This window comes from Sulfodiicoccus acidiphilus, from assembly GCF_003967175.1.
GTDB classification, from domain to species: Archaea; Thermoproteota; Thermoprotei_A; order Sulfolobales; family Sulfolobaceae; genus Sulfodiicoccus; species Sulfodiicoccus acidiphilus.
This window is the reverse complement of record NZ_AP018553.1, coordinates 1,569,975-1,588,022: the sequence shown is the minus strand read 5'-3', so window position 1 is coordinate 1,588,022 and position 18,048 is coordinate 1,569,975. Positions and strand designations below refer to the sequence as shown.

Genomic DNA, 18,048 nt, shown 5'->3' with positions numbered 1-18,048 from the left:
GCCTCCCTTGGGTATAGGTTGGGACTAGTGACCATTTCGATACCCCTGGTTTTGATTGGGGTGACCATATTGCTCACAAAGAGTAGGGGAGCGCTTCCCTACCTATCTCGGCGTCGAACCCACGTTGCAACTGAGGACGCCAACAGAAGGGACGACACGAGTAAGAAGAACGACCTAGCCCCAAACAGTTCCGAGAGCGCTCCGCCCACGACACCTCCCACGACAGAACCTGCAGAGTAGGAGGCTAGGAATGCACCGGCCACTTCCCCTCTTTTGCCTCCTCGGCCGGCGAGGATCGCTGGTACCGAGACCACGAAAAGTCCGTAGCCCGCTCCCCTCGCAACTTGGGCCAACGGGAGCAAGTTGAGTGGGAGCAGTCCATATAGGAAAACGGCCACGCTCAGGATCGCACCGTTAAAAAGCAACAGCGCTCCACTCTTGTACCTGTCGTAGAGTCTCCCAGCAAGTAGCATGGATGGAACTTCCGCCGCAGCTCCCAACGCGATCACCCTGCCCAAGAACTGGATGGATCCACCGGACGCTTCCACGAAGGGAGGTAGCATCCAAGAGGCGGAGGACGTTATCACTCCCGCCAATCCAGCGTAGAGGTAAATGGGCCCGTTCCTTAATTCGACCGGAGGAGCAGACGTGACGTGGGAATCTCGTATGGAAAACCAGGCGAAGAGGACACTCCCCACCAAAAGTACCTCCAATACCAGGAATGTACGAGGAGTCCCACCTGTAGTCAGAAGGTAAGGGATGAGGAGGCTCCCCACGATCCACCCAAGGGCCCCGCCGATCCTAACGAGGCTGATGTTGGAGCCCGCACCTCCACTCAGTTCCACAGATGACGCCAGGACGGTCGAAGCGAAACCGCCTGCGAAGAAGGCGGCACTTATCCCAGAGAAGGCCAAAGTGAAAGTGGAGCGATACAGCAAGTCCATTAAGGTAGAGGAAGACATCCCCACCAACGCTACTAGCATCACCGTCTTCCTACTCGACGTTGCGTCTGACATCCTTCCCAAGACGTATTGTCCAACCGTTGAGGAGGCGGCGTAGGAGGTTCCGAAGGCCCCCACCTCCAAGATCGGGACCCCATCGGCTGAGAAGAGGTAAGTGGAGAACAACCCGTAGATGGGTACCACGGACCAGGCAAGGAAGTAGGTCACGAAGAGGGCAGTAGCCTGACGCCTAAGTTCCACTTGTATACACCCTCTAACGGACCTATAGGTCTTGCCCCTATCGCTGGGCAGGTAACGTTAATATCGTTTCGCCCTCTAAAATTGGCCTGAGAGAATGATAAGCTTCCCAAAGGACTTCAGGTTCGGATGGTCGCAGGCTGGGTTTCAATCGGAGATGGGCTCTGGAGACTCCGACCCCAACAGCGACTGGTTCAAGTGGGTCCACGACCAGGAGAACATCGCGGCGGGACTGGTTAGTGGTGACTTCCCAGAGGACGGTCCCGCCTACTGGGTAAACTACAGGACCTTCCACGACAACGCGGAGAGGATGGGACTAACCATGGCTAGGATAGGGGTGGAGTGGTCGAGGCTCTTCCCCAACCCTCCCCCAGAGTGAAGTTCACAGAGAGGGACGGAAAGGTCTTGGAAGTGGAAGTGGGGGACCTAAAGACGCTTGATCAGTACGTCAACAAGACAGCTCTGGAACACTACAGGGAGATGTTTAAGGACATCAAGTCCAGGGGCATCCACTTCGTCCTCAATTTCTACCACTGGCCCCTCCCACTCTGGGTCCACGACCCTGTGAGGGTAAGGAAAGGGGACCTAACGGGACCGACGGGCTGGCTGAGCACCACCACCGTCGCGGAGTTCGCCAGGTTCGCAGCGTACGTGGCCTGGAAGTTCGAGGACATTGCGGACGAGTACTCCACCATGAACGAGCCGAACGTCGTGTGGGGACTTGGCTACACCAGCGTGAAGTCGGGTTTCCCACCGGGACACCTAAGCTTCGAGTTGACGGAGAGGGCCTTCAGGAACATAGTCCAGGCCCACTGCAGGGCTTACGACGCCGCCAAGTCGGTGACTCGGAAACCAGTGGGAATCATATACGCGAACAGTTCTTTCGAACCCCTGACCGAGAAGGACAAGGAAGCGGCGGAGCAGGCCGAACACGACAATAGGTGGAAGTTCTTCGACGCTGTAATTAGGGGGAAACTGGGCGAAGAAGTGAGGGACGACCTGAAGGGAAGACTTGACTGGATAGGTGTCAACTACTACACGAGGACAGTGGTGAAGGCGGTCGAAAAGGGGTACAGGGGCGTTGGAGGCTACGGTCACGGTTGTGAGAGGAACTCACTGAGCTCCGCTGGAAGGCCGACGAGCGACTTCGGCTGGGAGTTCTACCCAGAGGGACTTCACGACGTCCTAGTGAAGTACTGGCGGAGGTACGGACTCAAGATGTACGTGACTGAGAACGGAATAGCTGACGAGGCGGACTACCAGAGGCCGTACTACCTTGTCACCCACTTAAGCAGTGTGAGGAGGGCCATCGACGACGGTGCCGACGTGAGAGGTTACCTGCACTGGTCGCTGGCGGACAACTACGAGTGGGCCTCTGGGTTCACGCCGAGGTTCGGTCTCATCCAAGTCGACTACTCGACCAAGAGACAATACTGGAAACCGAGCGCCCTAGTCTATAGGGAGGTGGCCAAATCCAGCGGTGTACCAGATGACCTAGAGCACCTCAACAGGGTTCCGCCGGTGAAGCCACTGAGACATTGAGGTATCCTCCTTGAGGACGGACTCGAGGTGGAGGTTCGATCTCTCTGGATTCTGGCGCTTCAGGCCAGATCCCAAAGGAGAGGGCGACTACTCTCGCGGGTTCGAGGGCGAACCCATATACGTCCCAGCTTCGTGGAACGAGCAGAACCCCGCCTGGGACCAGTTGGGAACAGTGGGGTGGTACCTCAGGGATTTCCGCGTCGAACCTCCCCAGGGAGACATGTGGCTCGTCTTCGAAGGAGCCGGATATAGAACTAGGGCGTGGCTCAACGGTGAGGAGTTGGGAGAACACGAAGGTTCCTTCACTAAGTTCAGGTTGAAGTGCTCTCCGAGGAGAGGGTGGAATAGGTTAGTGGTGAGGGTGGACAACACTATCGCTCCAGACTCCATCCCACCTGGAGATGGGTTCAACGACACCTACTTCGATTTCTTCCATTACGGTGGAATACATAGGCCGGTGTACTTGGAGGCAACGCCTTCGGTGCACGCTGAGGACCTCTTCGTTACGGGAGACGCTGATGGGAACCTCAGGGTGGAGGGACGGTCGAACTCGGAGGCGGAGGTCGTGGTGGAGCTCAGGGAACTGGGGAAGACCTGGAAGATGGGAGTGGTAGATCGCTTCGTCCTGGAGCAGAGGGTGACGGTCACTCCGTGGTCTCCGGAGGTCCCCAGGCTCTACTCGTTAGAGGTGAGGGTTGGAAACGACGAGGTGTACGAACGAGTGGGGTTCAGGACGGTGGAAGTGGAGTCAGAGGGACTGAGACTCAATGGGAGGAAACTGTTCCTCAAGGGGTTCGGACGTCACGAGGATTTCCCAACGTTCGGGAGAAGGATCCCGGGTCCAGCCCTAATCAGGGACTTCCAGATGATGAAGGAGGTAGGAGCTAACTCCTTCAGGACCTCTCACTATCCATACAGCGACGAGCACCTAGACCTCGCCGACGAGATGGGCTTTCTGGTCATACTCGAGACCCCCCTAGTGGGTCTAGGGGAGAGACACTTCAGGGACAGGAGCTTCCTAGAGAAGGCCGTAAACGTCACGCGTGAGATGGTCGTACAGCACAGGAGCAGACCATCCGTGATCATGTACAGCCTGATGAACGAGCCGGACTCTAGGACGGAGGAAGCGAGGGCCTTCGCGTCGGCCCTTAAGGACGTAGTACGGGCCTTGGACTCCACCAGGCCGATCACGCACGCCTCAAATAGGTTCCTGGAAGACAGGGCGACCGAGGTTGACGACGTAGTCTCAGTTAACATGTACTTCGGTTGGTACACTTACTCCGGCGATCTGGAGGAAGGGACGAGGAAGGCTGTGGAGACTGTGGAGGAGGTGAGAAGGAAATTCGGGAAACCTGTCCTAGTCACGGAGTTCGGCGCAGACGCCTTGAGCGGCGTCCACTGGGACCCACCGGTTGCCTGGACCGAGGAGTATCAGGCTGAGATGATAAGACGATACGTGGAATCGTTGAGCTCCCTAGAGTACGTGGCGGGGTTGCACGTCTGGAACTTCGCCGACTTCAGGACCCCGCAGGGCCGTAGGGGACCCACGAGGACAGTCCTCAACAGGAAAGGGGTGGTCACCAGGGACAGGCAACCGAAGCTTGCCTGGAAGGTGCTGAAGGACCTCTTCTCACTTCGGGGAGGAGAAGTAGACTAGTTCGAACCTCGTTGGGCACCCAGAGGGACTCTTCGAGCGCGTTATCTAACTTTGGAATCGGCCAGACTTACCTATAACGAGATCGTGTCTCTGACCCTCTGGAGAACAAGTCCACTTTGGCACCTCGAATTCACTAAACCACTCCTACGAAGTGACATAGTTAACTATGGACATAGCCATAGTTTGTTAATTCGCCGAAGGTGTTGACTAAGTGGGAAGTTGCTCCAATTAGAGGTGTCGAACTGGACTGCCGTGTCCCATAGCCGGATCCCTTCCCATACCTCAACGAGGTAGGAAAGGCCTTTTTTCACGCATTCCTAACGAATTCCTCGAAGCGGAATCACTGGCGCTCCCGTCCGTTCCTCTGGTGTCTACCCTAGGGGAGGGAGAAGTGAGCAGCTAACTGAAACTGTTTACTAAGAGGTCTGAAACTAATTGTCTGGGCTAAAGAAACCAGTGATTAAGTGAATCCCTTACTCGCTGGATGTACTTCCAATCCTCTGGGAACTCGGACCTCACGTACTCCTCTGGAAGTTCTCCTAGATCAACAAACTCAACCGGCACTTCCTTCTTCTTTGCTTCAACCCCTGTGGTTATCATTTATACATCACCTACTGCAGTATAAGTATGAGTTTTCCTAAAAGACTTTCTACTATTGATATGAGTGAATCTCGTATTTACTTAAATCTCAATCTGCAGAGGGGAAGTGCGCAGAGCCATGAGGTGGAGAAAGGGGAACATCCGTTTACCACGTGTCGTTTCCACTTAGAGGTCGTTTGAACCTCCAGGCTTAAATCGTTCTCGAGCAATACATAGTACATGCCCAAGGTGGATGTGCTAAGGGGTAAGAACACTTTCAAGGTCTCCGTGAACGACCCGAGGCCTGTGGTGGAGTTCCCGTTCAAGGGTGATGGGTCTTCTTTGGGCGAACTGCCCGAGTCCTTGGACGTTTACGAGGGACAACCACCGTCCCCGTTGAAAGGGAGCGGAATAGTAATTCAGAAGAAGCTCGGCTTCAGGGAACACGTCCTGGGACTGGGAGAGAAGGCGTTCGAACTCGATCGGAGGAGGATAACTGTACAGATGTGGAACACCGACGTCGGGGGCGTGTATTTCTGGTACACGGACCCCATGTACAAATCAATCAACTTCCTCATCTCAGTTACGGACGGGAAAACGGTTGGCTACTTCGTCAACTCGGCCTCCAGGGTCGTGGTCGACGTCGGAAACTTTGAGTACGACAAGTTGACGTTCTTCGTCCCAGAGCGATCGGCGGAACTCTTCGTGTTTCAAGGGAAGTCAGTTGAAGAAGTGGTGGAGGCCTACACGGAGCTCACGGGGAAGCCGTTCCTACTGCCAGAGTGGGCCCTGGGATACCAAATAAGCAGGTACTCGTACTACCCCCAGGACTACGTGGTGAAGATAGTCGAGGAGCACCTTAAGGAAGGGTTCAAGGTAAGTGCGGTGTACCTCGACATAGACTACATGGATAAGTACAGGATGTTCACGTGGGACAGGGGAAGGTTCCCAGACCCGGCCGAACTGTCCCGGAAGCTACATTCAATGGGAGTTAAGCTGATCACGATAGTGAGCCCTTGCCTTAAGGTCGAACAGGGCTACGGGCCGTTCGCGGAGGCCCTTGGTTGCTTCGTGGAGAGGCCAACGGGAGAGATCTACGTGGATAGGATGTGGCCTGGTCACTCGGCTTGGATAGATTTCCTCAACGAGAGGGCGAGGAGTTGGTGGAAGGCCAAGCTCAAGGAACTCCTGTCGCAAGGAGTGGACGCCATATGGTTGGACATGAACGAGCCGGCAGTGCTCTTCAAGGAGAGCAAGACGATCGACGAGGACGCGGTGCACACGCTGGACGACGGAAGGAAAGTTCCCCACGCCGTCGTCCACAACGCCTACGGTTACTACGAGGCCCAAGCGACCTACGCTGCCCTGAGGGAAACCAGGGATGACGTCTTCGTCCTCTCGAGGGCAGCGTACGCCGGTTCCCAGAAGTACACCGCCGTCTGGACAGGAGACAACGTGTCCAGCTGGGACGATCTCAGGCTACAACTGGTGCTGATCCAGGGACTTTCAGTGAGCGGTGTTCCATACGTTGGATGTGACATAGGGGGGTTCTCGGGGAGGTTCCAGAGGGTCAATGCGTCCTCCTCGCCCGAACTTCTAGTGAGGTTCTACGAGGCCGCCCTCTTCTTCCCCCTGTTCAGGAACCACAAGGCAAAGGGTGGAGTGGACCAAGAGCCCTACAACTTGCCGGACCTTTGGAAGGAGAAGGTAAGACGGGTGGTCAGCCTAAGGTACGCGTTCTTACCCTACCTAAGTGCGCTGGTTCTAGAGGCCCACGAGAAGGGGCACCCTATCGTAAGGCCTTTGGCCTATCACTTCCAAGACGACGAGAACGTCTACAGGCTCGACGATGAGTTCATGGTCGGCTCCCACCTACTTCAGGCCCCCATTGTGGCTCCTGGCGTTGAAAGTAGGAAAGTCTACCTACCGAGAGGGAGGTGGTCCGAGTTCTGGACAGGGAAGGAGTACGCTGGCCCGACGTGGGCAGACTCCGTCTCGGAGATCCCACTATATGCTAGGGAAGGTGCCGTAGTGCCGATGACGGGAGAGGAAGGGGTGGATTTCGTGGTGTACGGCGATGGGGGAGAGCTGAAGTTGAGGGACGGGACGATCGCTTCGACAAAGGGAAGAGCCCTGACCTTCTCTGGGGAACTGTTGGTGGACAAGGTCACTGTGTTAGGCGAGAGCAAGAGGACTTTGAAGGTAGGAGGGAAGAGGAAGGAGGTGAAGCTCGGATAGGTTAGCGAGAAGATTTTTATTTTTCATAGCAGCTCACATTTCGATGAGAACTCATCAAGAACTCGAATCACGGCTTAACTACGTCCTCGCGAGCTCGTTCAAGAGACCCACCTTCCTCAAGTGGGAAGAGGCCAAAGGGAACGTGGGGAAAGTGAACGTGGACTCGACAGGTGGAAACTTCAGGCTGATGGTGGTGGACAGTGCGGGCAGTGCACTGGTCAAGCTCGACGGGAGACCTCACTTCGAGATAGACAGATATCACATATCTGTGCCTGTTCCGGTGGGCAGGCACGAGGTGAGCGTCGAATTCTCTAACCTCATGGACTTCGGGGAGAAGGTGGAAGTTAACTTAGGAACGCCTGTTGCGGTGGAGAGGGACTTCAGTGCCCTCAGACTTTGGGCTTACGGAAGTTCTATCCTAGACGCAGTCAGGTCGCTCAAGGATCCAGAGTTGGAAGAGGACATGCTCTCCTTGCTCTCCAAGGCCTTAGCCAAGGCACCATTCAGGACTGTGTCTAGGGATCAGCTCATCCTCGCCGTTAAGGCAGCAGGCCTCCCTAGGTGGGTGGAAAGGTTTCCTGCGTCCATCGAGAAGGACCTAGAGCCCATATACGCTGAGGAGGAAGACGGCTCTAGGTTCGAGAAGGCCCTGTTGTACCTGAAGGAGGGATTGGGGGAACTGAGGAGGAAGTACGGAAAACGCGGCCTATTGATAGCGGTGGGACACGCCCACATAGACACGGCATGGCTCTGGAACTTCGACGAGACTAGGAGGAAAGTGCACAGGACCTTCTCCACAGTCCTCACTCTGATGGACAGGTACGACTTCCACCACGTCCAGAGCGCATCGATATACTACGAGTGGCTGAAGGAGGACCACCCAGAGCTCTTCCAGCGGATTAAGGAAAAGGTGAAGGAGGGGAAGTGGGAACTAGCCGCCTCTTACGTGGAAACTGACACCAACATGGTCACAGGAGAGTCTCTGGCTAGGCAGTTGTTGTATTCCCAGAGGTTCTTCCTGAGGGAGTTCGGAAGACTGGCAGAAGTCCTCTGGCTCCCAGACACGTTCGGCTTCGCATCTACCGTCCCCGAGGTAGCCAGACTAGGAGGGGCAAAGGCCTTCGCGACACACAAGGTGTTCTGGAACGACACCAACACTTTCCCCTACAACGTGTTCCACTGGGTTGCCCCCGACGGTTCCAAGATCCCGGCCGTGGCCTTCGGACACGGGAAGGGAGGTTACAACTCGGACTTCAGTGCCTCAAGCGTGGTAGAACAGTGGAGAGGGTGGAAGGAGAAGGACCAGCCCATGCTCTACGCTTACGGCTACGGCGACGGAGGGGGTGGCCCCACCGAGGAGATGTTACTAAGGGCGGAGGCGATAGAAGAACTGCCAGTACTACCCAAGGTGTCCCTGGGAGGAGTGAGCACGGAGCTCTCCAAGATATCCCCTGTCGACCAGTGGAGAGGTGAGCTTTACGTCGAGACGCACAGGGGGGTGTTCACTTCGCACTCCGCAATGAAGTATCTCAACAGGAGGGCAGAACTCGCCCTAAGGGAGGCCGAGATCTGGTCCTCGATTGCAGGAACTTACGCTAGAGAGAGGTTCCAGCGCCTATGGAAGGTCGTACTGAAGGACCAGTTCCACGACGTACTCCCAGGCTCCGCCATAAGGGACGTCTACAAAGTCGCCTACAGGGAACTGGAGGAAGTGATCAATGAGGCAGAGTCCCTGACTGGGGAGGCCCTCTCCAAGCTCCTTGGTTCGGGAGACCAGTTGGTTGCCTGCAACTCGCTCCAGTGGAGCAGGACCGACTACGTTAAGGTGAACGCTGAGTTAGAAGGGGGTCAGGAGGTTGAAGGTGGAACGTTGGTCAGGACGACGGTCCCCCCAATGGGTTGCTCTAAGCTCTCGCCCTCTCAACCCACCACACCGGTGAGGGTGGAGGAGGGAGACGACTGGATAGTCCTCGATAACGGCCTGCTGAGGGTGACGTTGAATCAGAGCGGGGAAGTGGAGTCGGTGGTCGACCTTAGGGAGGGAAGACAGGTCATCAAGGGAGGCGGCAACAGAATTGTGGTGTACGAGAACGTTCCAGGTCCTAACGATGCGTGGGACGTCGAGGCGAGCTACGAACTAGCCTCGACCCACATTAAGGCGTCTCACGTCGAAGTGACGGCGCGCGGACCTCTCATGGGAGAAGTGACCACTATAAGGAAGTTCGGAAGGAACGAAATAGAGCAAAAGGTGAGGTTACTGGCGGACTCCGACAGACTCGACTTCTTCACGGTTGTGAGGATGAGGGACAGGGAATTGATGGTTAAGGCGTGGTTCGACTTCGATGTCAACGCCGAGAATTACGTGGTGGACGCGCCCTTCGGGGTGACGGAGAGACCAACCCACAGGAACACCAGCTGGGAGGCTGCGAGGTTCGAGGCCCCAATGCAGAAGTTCGTAGATCTCTCTGAGGGAGACTACGGTGTTTCTCTCCTGAACGACGGAAAATACGGCGTGGCCGTTAAGGGAAGTTCGGTCGGGATCACCCTGACTAGGACACCCATATTCCCAGACCCAGCTACCGACCTAGAAGAGACGAAGTTCACCTACTCTCTCCTCCCACACCGGGGAACCTGGAGGGACGGACTTCCAGTTAGGAGGGCATGGGAGCTAAACGTGCCACTCAGGGTAGTCAGGGCCTCCTCCGACCTTCCTTCTCAGCTGTCGGTTGAGGGAGACCTAGTGCTGGAGGCCGTGAAGATCGGGGAGGACGACGACTCCGTGGTGCTCAGACTCTTCGAGTTCCAGAACAGGAGGGGAAACTGCGTCCTAAGGTTCAACAGGCCAGTGAGTGCCGCAGAGGCCACGGACTTGTTAGAACTTAACGGTGTTCAGAAGAAACTCAGGGTGGAAGGGAACTCGGTCTCCTTGGACTACGGAAACAGGGAGATCGTCACCCTGAAAGTGAGGTTAGGGTGACTTCCTTCCCCTCCTCCGCGGAGTTGTAGATACCATCTATAACGGCGTGGAGTATCAAGCTCTCCCTGAGGTTGGGAGAGGGGTCTCTTCCTTCCCTCACCGAGCTCACGAACTCCCTCACCATTTCGAAGGGCAGGTCCGCCTTCTTCAGGTGGGGCTTCACGTCAACGACGTGGCCGGCCTGAACTCCGTGGAAGGTGACGTCAGTGATGGCCTCTGTCCCCCTCATCTCCACCCCGCCTTCGTCTCCTAGAATCCTCACCAAGGTGACCTCACCCTGATGGGAGACGTTGGCGGCCCACCCGACTTCCAGGGACATGGTGAAGCGATCGAACTTGACCAAAGCAACTGCGTAGTCCTCTAGGTCGAACTTTGACGGATCCCAGGAACCCCAGTTCAAGGGGACTTCCTCCCTCCTCACTCCTATCTTAGAGTAAATTGCTCCAGAAACGCTCCTGGGAGGTGGGAAGCCCAGCGGTGCCAAGGCGTTGTCTATGACGTAGCACCCTATGTCCAGGAGGGCACCTCTTCCACCGTTGAGCGACTTGTCTATGAAGGTTGGTAACCCCGGAATTCCCCGCCTTCTAACTATGGAGGCCGAGACGTGATACACCTGGCCAAGCGCCCCGTCCCTGGCGAGGCTGAGAACGTAAGAGAGGGCCGGAGAGAACCTAGACCAGTAGCCCACCATGACTCTCTTCCTGACCTCCCTCGAGAGGTTGAAAAGTTCCATGACCTCCCTTAGGTTCGCCCCTGCGGGCTTGTCAACTAACACGTCGGCCCCCGCCTTAAGTGCGTCTGACGCTATTCTAGCGTGCAGTCCGGTCGGTGTTACAACGCTCACTAAGTCGGGCTTCTCCTTGTCCAACATCTCCTTGTAGTCCACGTAGTGGGCCACACCGAACTCCTCCCCCACTTTCCTGGCGGTGTCTTGGTTCACGTCGGCCACCGCAACTAACTCTACATCTTCGAGTCTCCTGTAAGGGACGAGATGTCTATTCCTGCCATGTCCTCCTACGCCTATCACGCCGACTCTGAGTTTGTCCATGGGAAACCAACTCCTCGGAGCTCAATAAAGGTTTCTAGGAGTCGCGGATCCGCTCCACAATCAACGTAGACATCACGGATTCCCCTTGAGCCTCCAATACCTTGTTCACTTCCTCCATCGTGACTCCTGAGGACCTGAGCTTGGTCACCTTCGCCGCCCCCACCGCCTGCGCGAAGGTCAACGAAGCTGCCTGTTGATCTAGGTCGGACAGTGCCCTTCTGTCGACGAGGAGACGAAAGATAAGCCCGGCCGTGAAGGCATCCCCCGCCCCAGTCGGGTTCGCCTCTTCCACCTGGAAGGGACCTTGGGCTAGGTGACGATCCCCGACGAACAGGTGCGCACCCCTACTCCCATCAGTCACGAACAGGGCCGTCGAGTTTCCCCTCAACTTCGCCGCCTTGAGAAGCTCCGACTCACCGCTGAGGGAGAGGAGTTCATCGACGTTACAGTGAACGACGTCGGCGTGCTTCACTGCTGAGGCTATCTCCTTCCTCTTTCCCCCAGAGAGACTGAAGTCGAGTACTGTCACAGCCCCGAGCTCCCTAGCCCTATCCAACAGTTCCGGAGCTGCCGTGTCCACTTCTCCCACCAGTCCCATGGCTAAGTACAGGAGGTCCGGGTTCTCGCTTTCCAAGAGCTTCAGGGTCCAGTCCCTGCTGAGCGCCTCGTTCGCGCCGTGAAAGGTGAGGAACCTCCTGTCTAGGCCGTCCTCCACTATTACCACTGTCCTGCCGGTCTCCAAGGGAACTACCAGGGGGACGAAGGTCACACCGACCGATCCTAATTCCTCAGCCAAGTAGGCCCCCCACGGATCCGGCCCCACAGCAGAGGAGACACAGATTCGGCCGTGGAATCCCAATCCCCTCAGGTCAACGGAGACGTTGACAGGGTGCCCACCTGGGCTAGTCAGCGTGTGTGCTTGGACAACCTCCCCCGGGCCGGGAAGCCTTGGTACACGCACCAAAACGTCTACCATCGAAAACCCTATCAGAAGGGTTGAGGTCAATCTCGGTCTACCGTTCTTGGGTGAAAGAGGAGGCCATGGCGATCTGGACCGACCAACCCTGGTGAATCACTCCCCTCAACGCCCTTGTCATTCCTTCGACGTCCTGGTGCCCCCATACGTTCCTACCGAAGGCCACCCCTGCACCTCCAGCGTCTACTGCCTCCCTGACCATTGAGAGGACCTGGTCCTGTCTGTCCAATTTCGGGCCCCCCATGATCACTACAGGAATTGGACATCCCTCCACCACCTCCCTGAAGCTCCGTGGATCTCCGGTGTATGGCACCTTCACCACGTCTCCACCGAGCTCAGCACCCACCCTGGCGGAGAGAGCGACCCTCCGTGGCTCGTAGACCACCTCCCCCCTCTCGTCCACTGGAACGACCTCGATGAGGTAAGGGACGCCCCAATCGTCAGCCTCCCTGGCGACCTCCCTCAACCTAACTGCCTGGCCTGAGGGTAGTGGTACCTCGCCGAAGTAGGTGGTCTTAACTCCGTCAGCCCCCAACTTGAGGGCCGCTACCACGTCTTCCCTGTCGAAAACCGTGGCAACCACAGAGATGGAAGGAGAGAGGACGTCTTCGATGGACTTGATCGAACCCACCGAGACCATAACTGCGTCAGCTCCACCCCGAGATACCCTTTCCACGGCCACCTTTAGCCTTTCGATACCCTTCATCGGGCCGTACGTAACGCCGTGGTCCATGGCAACGATGAGCGACATTCCGTCGGGAAATAGCCTCTTGAATCGTCTACTCTTGTTCATACATTTAATTTAAGGTAGTAACTAATATGATTAACCTCCGACATCGAATGAGAAAGCGTACGCCAAGTTCGACCATCGAACTTAAACAATATATTTCAGGTCTCTTCACTTAGCAGGTGGAGCAGGACCCCAAGCTCGCCGTTTACGTCACGGCCAACTCTGTCCAACGAATGTCTAGAAACGAGGAGCAGGTGGAGGATTTCTCGAGGAGGGTTAAGAAGCTAGGCATTGTCAAGGTGTACCTCGAGAACTACAGGGACGGATTGTTGGTGGAAAGGAGGGAAGTGGAGAAGGTAGCCGAGGAGCTCTCGAAGTCGTTCGAGGTGGCGGGGGAATGGCCATCGGAACGTGGGGAGAGGGGTGGGGAGAGGGTGAACAATACGGCTTCAGGGTCATATGCGTGGGAGATGAACGTAATAGGAAACTGGTCAGGCTAGTGGTCTCTCAGCAGGCATCCACGTTCGACGAGGTCGTGGTGGACGACTTCTGGGCCCAGTGGTGCTACTCCCAGAGGGACGTAGATAGGTTCAACGAAAGATTCGGAACTTCCATCTCCAGGGACAGTCTAATAATGAGGTTGGCATCCAACGATCCAACTACGTCGGCAATGTGGGCCGAATACTCCAGCGACCTATTGGAGGACGTATCTAGGAGCGACGTGATGGGGGAGGCAAGGAAGGCCAACGGTAAGGTGAAGGTGTTATTGAAAGTGGCCGAGTGGAGGGAACTCTTCTATCACAGGGGAGTGGCGCTCAGGAGGTTGGCCAAGGTCTTCGACGGACTATACGTGGGGGCCGAGTCGAGAGAGAACACCCCTCCCACCGGGTCCCTGCACGCCACTGACTTAGTGAAGACGATAGCCGGGGGAGAAATCAAAGGGGTGTGGCTGGACACCTACGACGGGCTCACCTGGGAGGAGGTTGCTAGCCCAGAGACATTTACACACCAGTTCGTGCTGAGCGCTCTTGGGGGCTTGAGGAACTGACATTGTTCGATGGGTCGTTGGTATTTGACAGTGAGAAAGTCAGCTTAGTGGAGCGAGCGGTAGGGGAAATACCGAAGATCTCAAGCTGGAGGAAGGGAGCCTCAACTAGGTTGGGCCTCTACAGGATCGCACTGCAGTCCAGTAGGAGGAAAGTCTTCGACGACTACCTGGAAGACTACCTCGCCACCATAGGGATCCCCGTGGCCTTCAAGAGGCCCGACTTCCTGGCCCAAGGGGACTTGGCCCTAATCACTGAGGGGGACGTGGATCAGCTGGACTTAGCTGCCCTTAGCGAACGAGGAGTTAACCTCATTCTAACGTCGAGCGCGGTGGAGAGGTTGGCAGATGCGGGAGCAGGGAACCTCGGGAGCTCCTTGTTAGGACTGGACAAGAGACACCCACTGAGGGCCAGGGTCACTGACGGCCTCGCTTTCGTCGAGAAGGGGAGGGGTCACGCTAGGGGTCACAGGATACCTCAGGGATTCCCCGTGGGGCCATTAGTCAACTTAGAGGAAGGTGACGCACTGCTTTACGTCTACGATGGAACGGGAAACTGGCCTGTGTTGACGAGAAAGAGAACGAAGTCGACAATCTACTTGACAGGTTTCACCAAATACGTTCCCTACCTAGTTTCGGCCTTCCCTGAGATAGTGAGGCAGTACTTGAGGGACATTGTGGGGGTACACACGGGAGTGTGGATCGAGTCCATAGGGAGTACGCTCACGGACCTTGTGTTCCTACTGGAGGGGAACAGGGCCACCTTGATGAACTTGAGGAACTACTCCCAGAGGTTTCGTTTGAACGTGAGGGGGAAGTGCAGGAACCGAAGGGAGGACAGGTGAAGGTAGTGAGCAAGGAGGAGTCCAACGAGGTGACTAAGGTAGAGGTGAGCCTCGCTCCAAATTCCCTTACTTGGTTCCCAGTGAAGGTTAGGTGACTACGTCTACTGACCTACACAACGCGCGCTGGAAGGACCATTTGGGTTTTTTACGGGTAGGGGGATGTCGACATGTGAGTTCTTACACTAGGTTGAAGGAACACGTGGATTCGGTCCAACTCTACGACGTCCACAATCACCTCACTCCAGGTAGACTGGCACACGCGAGCGCGAAAGACGTACTCCTATACCACTACATTTCCACGGAGGTACGATCCCTAGGTGGCACCAGAGAGGAGCCCACGTTGGAGGACCTCGGCCGGTCACTGAAGTACATCAGAAACACGTCCACTTCCTGGGCCCTCGCAAGGATCCTTAGGGATCTCTACGGTGTGAGCTCGCTTAACGAGGGTAACCTCAAGGATGTGTTGAGGTTGATCGACCAGGCCGCGCTGGACGAGAACAGGGCGAGGGAGGTGTTGAGTAAGGCTAGAGTGAGGCGCTCGCTCCTCACACTCTCCCCAGGAACTCAGGTCCCCCAGGTCGATCAGGACCTCTTCTCCTTCGCCCTCAGGGCTGACGCCGTTTCCGTCGATTTGAGCAGGGAATCCCTAGTTAAGCTGGCCGACGCGCACAAAATTTCCCTCGAGGACGTGGTGGAACTAGGGGAACTGATGAGAAGAGAGTTGGGTCGAGTGTCACCTAAGGCCGTAACGTTGGGCCTCTCCCATCTCTCTTTGGGAAAGGGAAGGGGGTCTAGAGGAGGCCAACTCCTCAGGCTCCTCGTGGAGGGAAGGGAACTCCGAGGGGAGGACTTGAGGGAACTTAGGGGGTTCGCCCTCAGGGAGCTCCTCGACTCGTGCCTCGAGAGTAAAATTCCAGTCCAACTCATGGTGGGAGTGGAGAGGCCTGTCCCTGGGGCGTCGCCGCCCGACTACGCAACGATCGGGAGGGAACTCGACTTGACTTCGCTCTTCTCGGAGTACATGGATTTGAGGTTCGACTTAATGAACGCAAATCCTGAGTTGGATCACAAACTGGCCGTGATCTCCAAGAACTTCCCTAACGTGAACTTGGACGGCTACTGGTGGTACTCCAACTACCCCTCAACCGTGGAGCGCGTTCTCAAGACGAGGTTGGAGATGTTACCGTACGTAAAGGTGGGAGGGTTCTTCAGCGACGCCTACGTAGCCGACTGGGTTTACGGTAAGGCGGTGACCGCCAGGGAGGTCACGGCAAGGACGCTGTCTAGAATGGTCGACGACGGGTGGCTAAGCCTAGATCTAGCGATCGAAGTAGCTTCGGCCCTCCTCTGGGAGAATCAAAGTAGGATGTACGGCTGAGCTCGGTCTAACCTTTTTTAAGGTAGAGGTGCTCGTAATTTCATGTACCTAGTCACAGGGGCTAGTGGGTTCATGGGAAAGTTCCTAGTTGAGAGGCTAGCAAATGCTGGAGAAGTGATCGCGACCGGAAGGTCTTCCTCCCCTTTCAAGAGAGGGGTGAAGTACGTTAAGCTGGACGTGTCAGACAGGGAGGAGGTGGACAGAGTCTTCTCTGAGTACAGGCCGGATGTGGTATTCCACATGGCGGCCCTGATGGCCGACGCTTGTGAGTCCAACCCAACCGAGGCCTTCAGGGTAAACGTGAGGGGAACGGAGAACCTCCTGGAGGCCAGCTCCAAGTACGGCGCGAAGAGGTTCGTCTTCGCTAGCTCGATATCCGTTTACGGATTGGACGTACCTAGACCCGTCAGGGAGGAACATGCGGGTAAGCCCTCCCTTCTATACGGGGTCACAAAGTACTACGGGGAAATGGTGGGGCTCTGGTACGATAGAAAGGGTTTGCTGGAGTTCAGGGCGGTGAGACCCAGCGTGGTGTTTGGCCCTGGGAGGGTGAGAGGGCCGTCGTCTCAGTACTCGAGTGCCATAGTCGACGCCGCCCTCAGGGGGGAGAAGGTTGTCATAAGGAACCCCGACGACAGGGTGAACTACATCTACGTCAGGGACGCCGTGGAGGTTACAGCTAGGCTCGGGGAGATCGCTTCAGCACCGTCCAAGGTGTACAACGCTGGCGGCTTCTCGTGCACAGTTATGGAGTTCGTCGAGGCTGTGAGGGAGATCGTTCCAGGGACTCAATACGTTATTTCACCCTCCCCGTCGGTCAAGTACGTGACCGAGATAGACAACACTTTAGCCGAGAGAGAGCTAGGTTGGAGGCCTCGCTTCGACCTGAGGAAGTCCATAGAGGACTACGTAAATACTGTGAAGAGGGGTAGTGACGTATTTACCCTATGACCGGCCCTCAGATTGACATAACATGTAAAAGGGAATCGTTAAAACTGCTGGAGAGTTAGGATCGATTGTGTTAGATCTGCCTTGGAAATTGGGAGTGATATCCGATGAGATCTCGCAGGACTTCAGACACTCCCTGAAGGTTATTAGAGAGTTGGGGGCCTCACATGTGGAGCTGAGGAACTTGTGGGGTAAGAACGTCACCGAATTGGCTGAAGGTCAACTCTCCGAGGCTCTGGCTATGGTCAAGGAGGCTGGACTTACAGTCTCCAACGTCGACTCTCCGGCGTTCAAGTGCAGGATAGCCGACGATGAGTCCTACAGGAAGCACCTCACTGTTCTCCGGAGGGCAGTGGAGCTAACGAAGAGGTTAGACTTAAAGTTCACTAGGATATTCACGTTCTGGTTCGAGAGGCAGTTCGAGGACGTGACAGACTTCCTGGAGCAACGCTTCGGTCCAGCGATCGACCTGGCGGCCAGCGAGGGAGTGGTGTTGGTGATCGAGAACGAGTACAGTTGCAACGTCGGAACGGGAGCTGAAGTGAGGAAGTTCCTAGAGAGGATCAAGACACGTTGGGTAAGGACGCTGTGGGACCCAGGTAACGCCTTCTTCGCTAGGGAAACTCCATATCCTAGGGGGTATCAGCAAGTGAGGGACACCGTCCTTCACGTTCACTTGAAGGACGCCACCGTGGAAAACGGACACTTCGTGTGGAAACCGATCGGCGCTGGTTCCATAGATTACGCTGGCTTCTTCGAGGAAGTGAAGGGGAGTTCCTTCGTGCTCTCGCTGGAGACACACTATCGGGCTCCCTCAGGGAACCCAGAGGAGAGTACGCGGGAGTCGTTCACGGGAATGGTGAACCTGATGAGAGAATTGGCCTGA

15 protein-coding genes and 1 pseudogene are annotated in these 18,048 nt (G+C 56.2%); 11 read left to right on the top strand and 5 right to left on the bottom strand.

Annotated features, from left to right (window positions below):
* Window positions 1–98: 98 nt before the first annotated feature.
* On the bottom strand, window positions 99–1,202 hold the full coding sequence (locus HS1genome_RS12750) for an MFS transporter (RefSeq protein WP_158613755.1): 1,104 nt from the start codon (window positions 1,200–1,202) through the stop codon (window positions 99–101).
* 94 nt (window positions 1,203–1,296) lie between these two features.
* Between HS1genome_RS12750 and bgaS the strand changes: the two are divergent.
* Window positions 1,297–2,741, top strand: a pseudogene (gene bgaS, locus HS1genome_RS08360) (beta-galactosidase BgaS).
* Between the two features lie 10 nt (window positions 2,742–2,751).
* Window positions 2,752–4,398 carry a glycoside hydrolase family 2 TIM barrel-domain containing protein gene (locus HS1genome_RS08355; RefSeq protein WP_126450394.1) on the top strand — a complete coding sequence of 549 codons (1,647 nt, stop codon included), beginning with the start codon at window positions 2,752–2,754 and terminating at the stop codon, window positions 4,396–4,398.
* 444 nt (window positions 4,399–4,842) lie between these two features.
* Here the strand turns inward: HS1genome_RS08355 and HS1genome_RS12285 are convergent, their stop codons facing one another.
* Complete coding sequence (locus HS1genome_RS12285) at window positions 4,843–4,998, bottom strand: hypothetical protein (protein WP_170166195.1); 156 nt, start codon at window positions 4,996–4,998, stop codon at window positions 4,843–4,845.
* Window positions 4,999–5,217: 219 nt separating this feature from the next.
* Between HS1genome_RS12285 and malA the strand changes: the two genes are divergently transcribed.
* Both malA and HS1genome_RS08345 read left to right on the top strand, forming a co-directional pair.
* Window positions 5,218–7,215, top strand: coding sequence for an alpha-glucosidase MalA (gene malA, locus HS1genome_RS08350; protein ID WP_126450392.1), 1,998 nt, complete (start codon window positions 5,218–5,220; stop codon window positions 7,213–7,215).
* A 43-nt stretch (window positions 7,216–7,258) separates the two neighbouring features.
* Window positions 7,259–10,192 carry an alpha-mannosidase gene (locus HS1genome_RS08345; RefSeq protein WP_126450390.1) on the top strand — a complete coding sequence of 978 codons (2,934 nt, stop codon included), beginning with the start codon at window positions 7,259–7,261 and terminating at the stop codon, window positions 10,190–10,192.
* On the opposite strand, the gene HS1genome_RS08340 is transcribed toward HS1genome_RS08345, so the two are convergent.
* From HS1genome_RS08340 to HS1genome_RS08330, 3 genes are read right to left on the bottom strand one after another with little or no spacing between them, the layout of a single operon-like run.
* Complete coding sequence (locus HS1genome_RS08340) at window positions 10,167–11,240, bottom strand: Gfo/Idh/MocA family protein (protein ID WP_126450388.1); 1,074 nt, start codon at window positions 11,238–11,240, stop codon at window positions 10,167–10,169. The genes HS1genome_RS08345 and HS1genome_RS08340 overlap by 26 nt on opposite strands.
* Window positions 11,241–11,274: 34 nt before the next feature.
* Window positions 11,275–12,246 carry a carbohydrate kinase family protein gene (locus tag HS1genome_RS08335; RefSeq protein WP_268243599.1) on the bottom strand — a complete coding sequence of 324 codons (972 nt, stop codon included), beginning with the start codon at window positions 12,244–12,246 and terminating at the stop codon, window positions 11,275–11,277.
* A 7-nt stretch (window positions 12,247–12,253) separates the two neighbouring features.
* Window positions 12,254–13,009 carry a class I fructose-bisphosphate aldolase gene (locus tag HS1genome_RS08330; RefSeq protein ID WP_126450384.1) on the bottom strand — a complete coding sequence of 252 codons (756 nt, stop codon included), beginning with the start codon at window positions 13,007–13,009 and terminating at the stop codon, window positions 12,254–12,256.
* Between the two features lie 116 nt (window positions 13,010–13,125).
* On the opposite strand from HS1genome_RS08330, the gene HS1genome_RS08325 reads away from it, so the two are divergent.
* From HS1genome_RS08325 to HS1genome_RS08300, 7 genes are all read left to right on the top strand, one after another.
* Complete coding sequence (locus tag HS1genome_RS08325; protein ID WP_126450382.1) at window positions 13,126–13,446, top strand: hypothetical protein; 321 nt, start codon at window positions 13,126–13,128, stop codon at window positions 13,444–13,446.
* Window positions 13,344–13,994, top strand: coding sequence for a hypothetical protein (locus HS1genome_RS08320; RefSeq protein ID WP_158613753.1), 651 nt, complete (start codon window positions 13,344–13,346; stop codon window positions 13,992–13,994). The genes HS1genome_RS08325 and HS1genome_RS08320 overlap by 103 nt, the downstream gene beginning before the upstream one ends.
* Window positions 13,995–14,041: 47 nt before the next feature.
* Window positions 14,042–14,836, top strand: coding sequence for a hypothetical protein (locus HS1genome_RS08315; protein ID WP_126450379.1), 795 nt, complete (start codon window positions 14,042–14,044; stop codon window positions 14,834–14,836).
* On the top strand, window positions 14,809–14,931 hold the full coding sequence (locus tag HS1genome_RS13075) for a hypothetical protein (protein ID WP_269470931.1): 123 nt from the start codon (window positions 14,809–14,811) through the stop codon (window positions 14,929–14,931). The genes HS1genome_RS08315 and HS1genome_RS13075 overlap by 28 nt, the downstream gene beginning before the upstream one ends.
* Window positions 14,932–15,005: 74 nt before the next feature.
* Window positions 15,006–16,214, top strand: coding sequence for a hypothetical protein (locus HS1genome_RS08310; protein WP_126450377.1), 1,209 nt, complete (start codon window positions 15,006–15,008; stop codon window positions 16,212–16,214).
* A gap of 42 nt (window positions 16,215–16,256) precedes the next feature.
* The gene (locus HS1genome_RS08305) at window positions 16,257–17,165 is read left to right on the top strand and encodes an NAD-dependent epimerase/dehydratase family protein (protein ID WP_126450375.1); all 909 of its coding nucleotides are present in this window, start codon (window positions 16,257–16,259) and stop codon (window positions 17,163–17,165) included.
* A gap of 67 nt (window positions 17,166–17,232) precedes the next feature.
* Complete coding sequence (locus HS1genome_RS08300; protein WP_229768093.1) at window positions 17,233–18,048, top strand: sugar phosphate isomerase/epimerase family protein; 816 nt, start codon at window positions 17,233–17,235, stop codon at window positions 18,046–18,048.

What these genes read in the sequence shown, in the direction of transcription:
- HS1genome_RS08340 (WP_126450388.1), bottom strand. Translation starts at nt 11,240, where the DNA reads ATGGACAAACTCAGAGTCGGCGTGATAGGCGTAGGAGGACATGGCAGG.
- HS1genome_RS08330 (WP_126450384.1), bottom strand. Translation starts at nt 13,009, where the DNA reads ATGAACAAGAGTAGACGATTCAAGAGGCTATTTCCCGACGGAATGTCG.
- malA (WP_126450392.1), top strand. Translation starts at nt 5,218, where the DNA reads ATGCCCAAGGTGGATGTGCTAAGGGGTAAGAACACTTTCAAGGTCTCC.
- HS1genome_RS08305 (WP_126450375.1), top strand. Translation starts at nt 16,257, where the DNA reads ATGTACCTAGTCACAGGGGCTAGTGGGTTCATGGGAAAGTTCCTAGTT.
- HS1genome_RS08345 (WP_126450390.1), top strand. Translation starts at nt 7,259, where the DNA reads ATGAGAACTCATCAAGAACTCGAATCACGGCTTAACTACGTCCTCGCG.
- HS1genome_RS12285 (WP_170166195.1), bottom strand. Translation starts at nt 4,998, where the DNA reads ATGATAACCACAGGGGTTGAAGCAAAGAAGAAGGAAGTGCCGGTTGAG.
- HS1genome_RS08320 (WP_158613753.1), top strand. Translation starts at nt 13,344, where the DNA reads ATGGCCATCGGAACGTGGGGAGAGGGGTGGGGAGAGGGTGAACAATAC.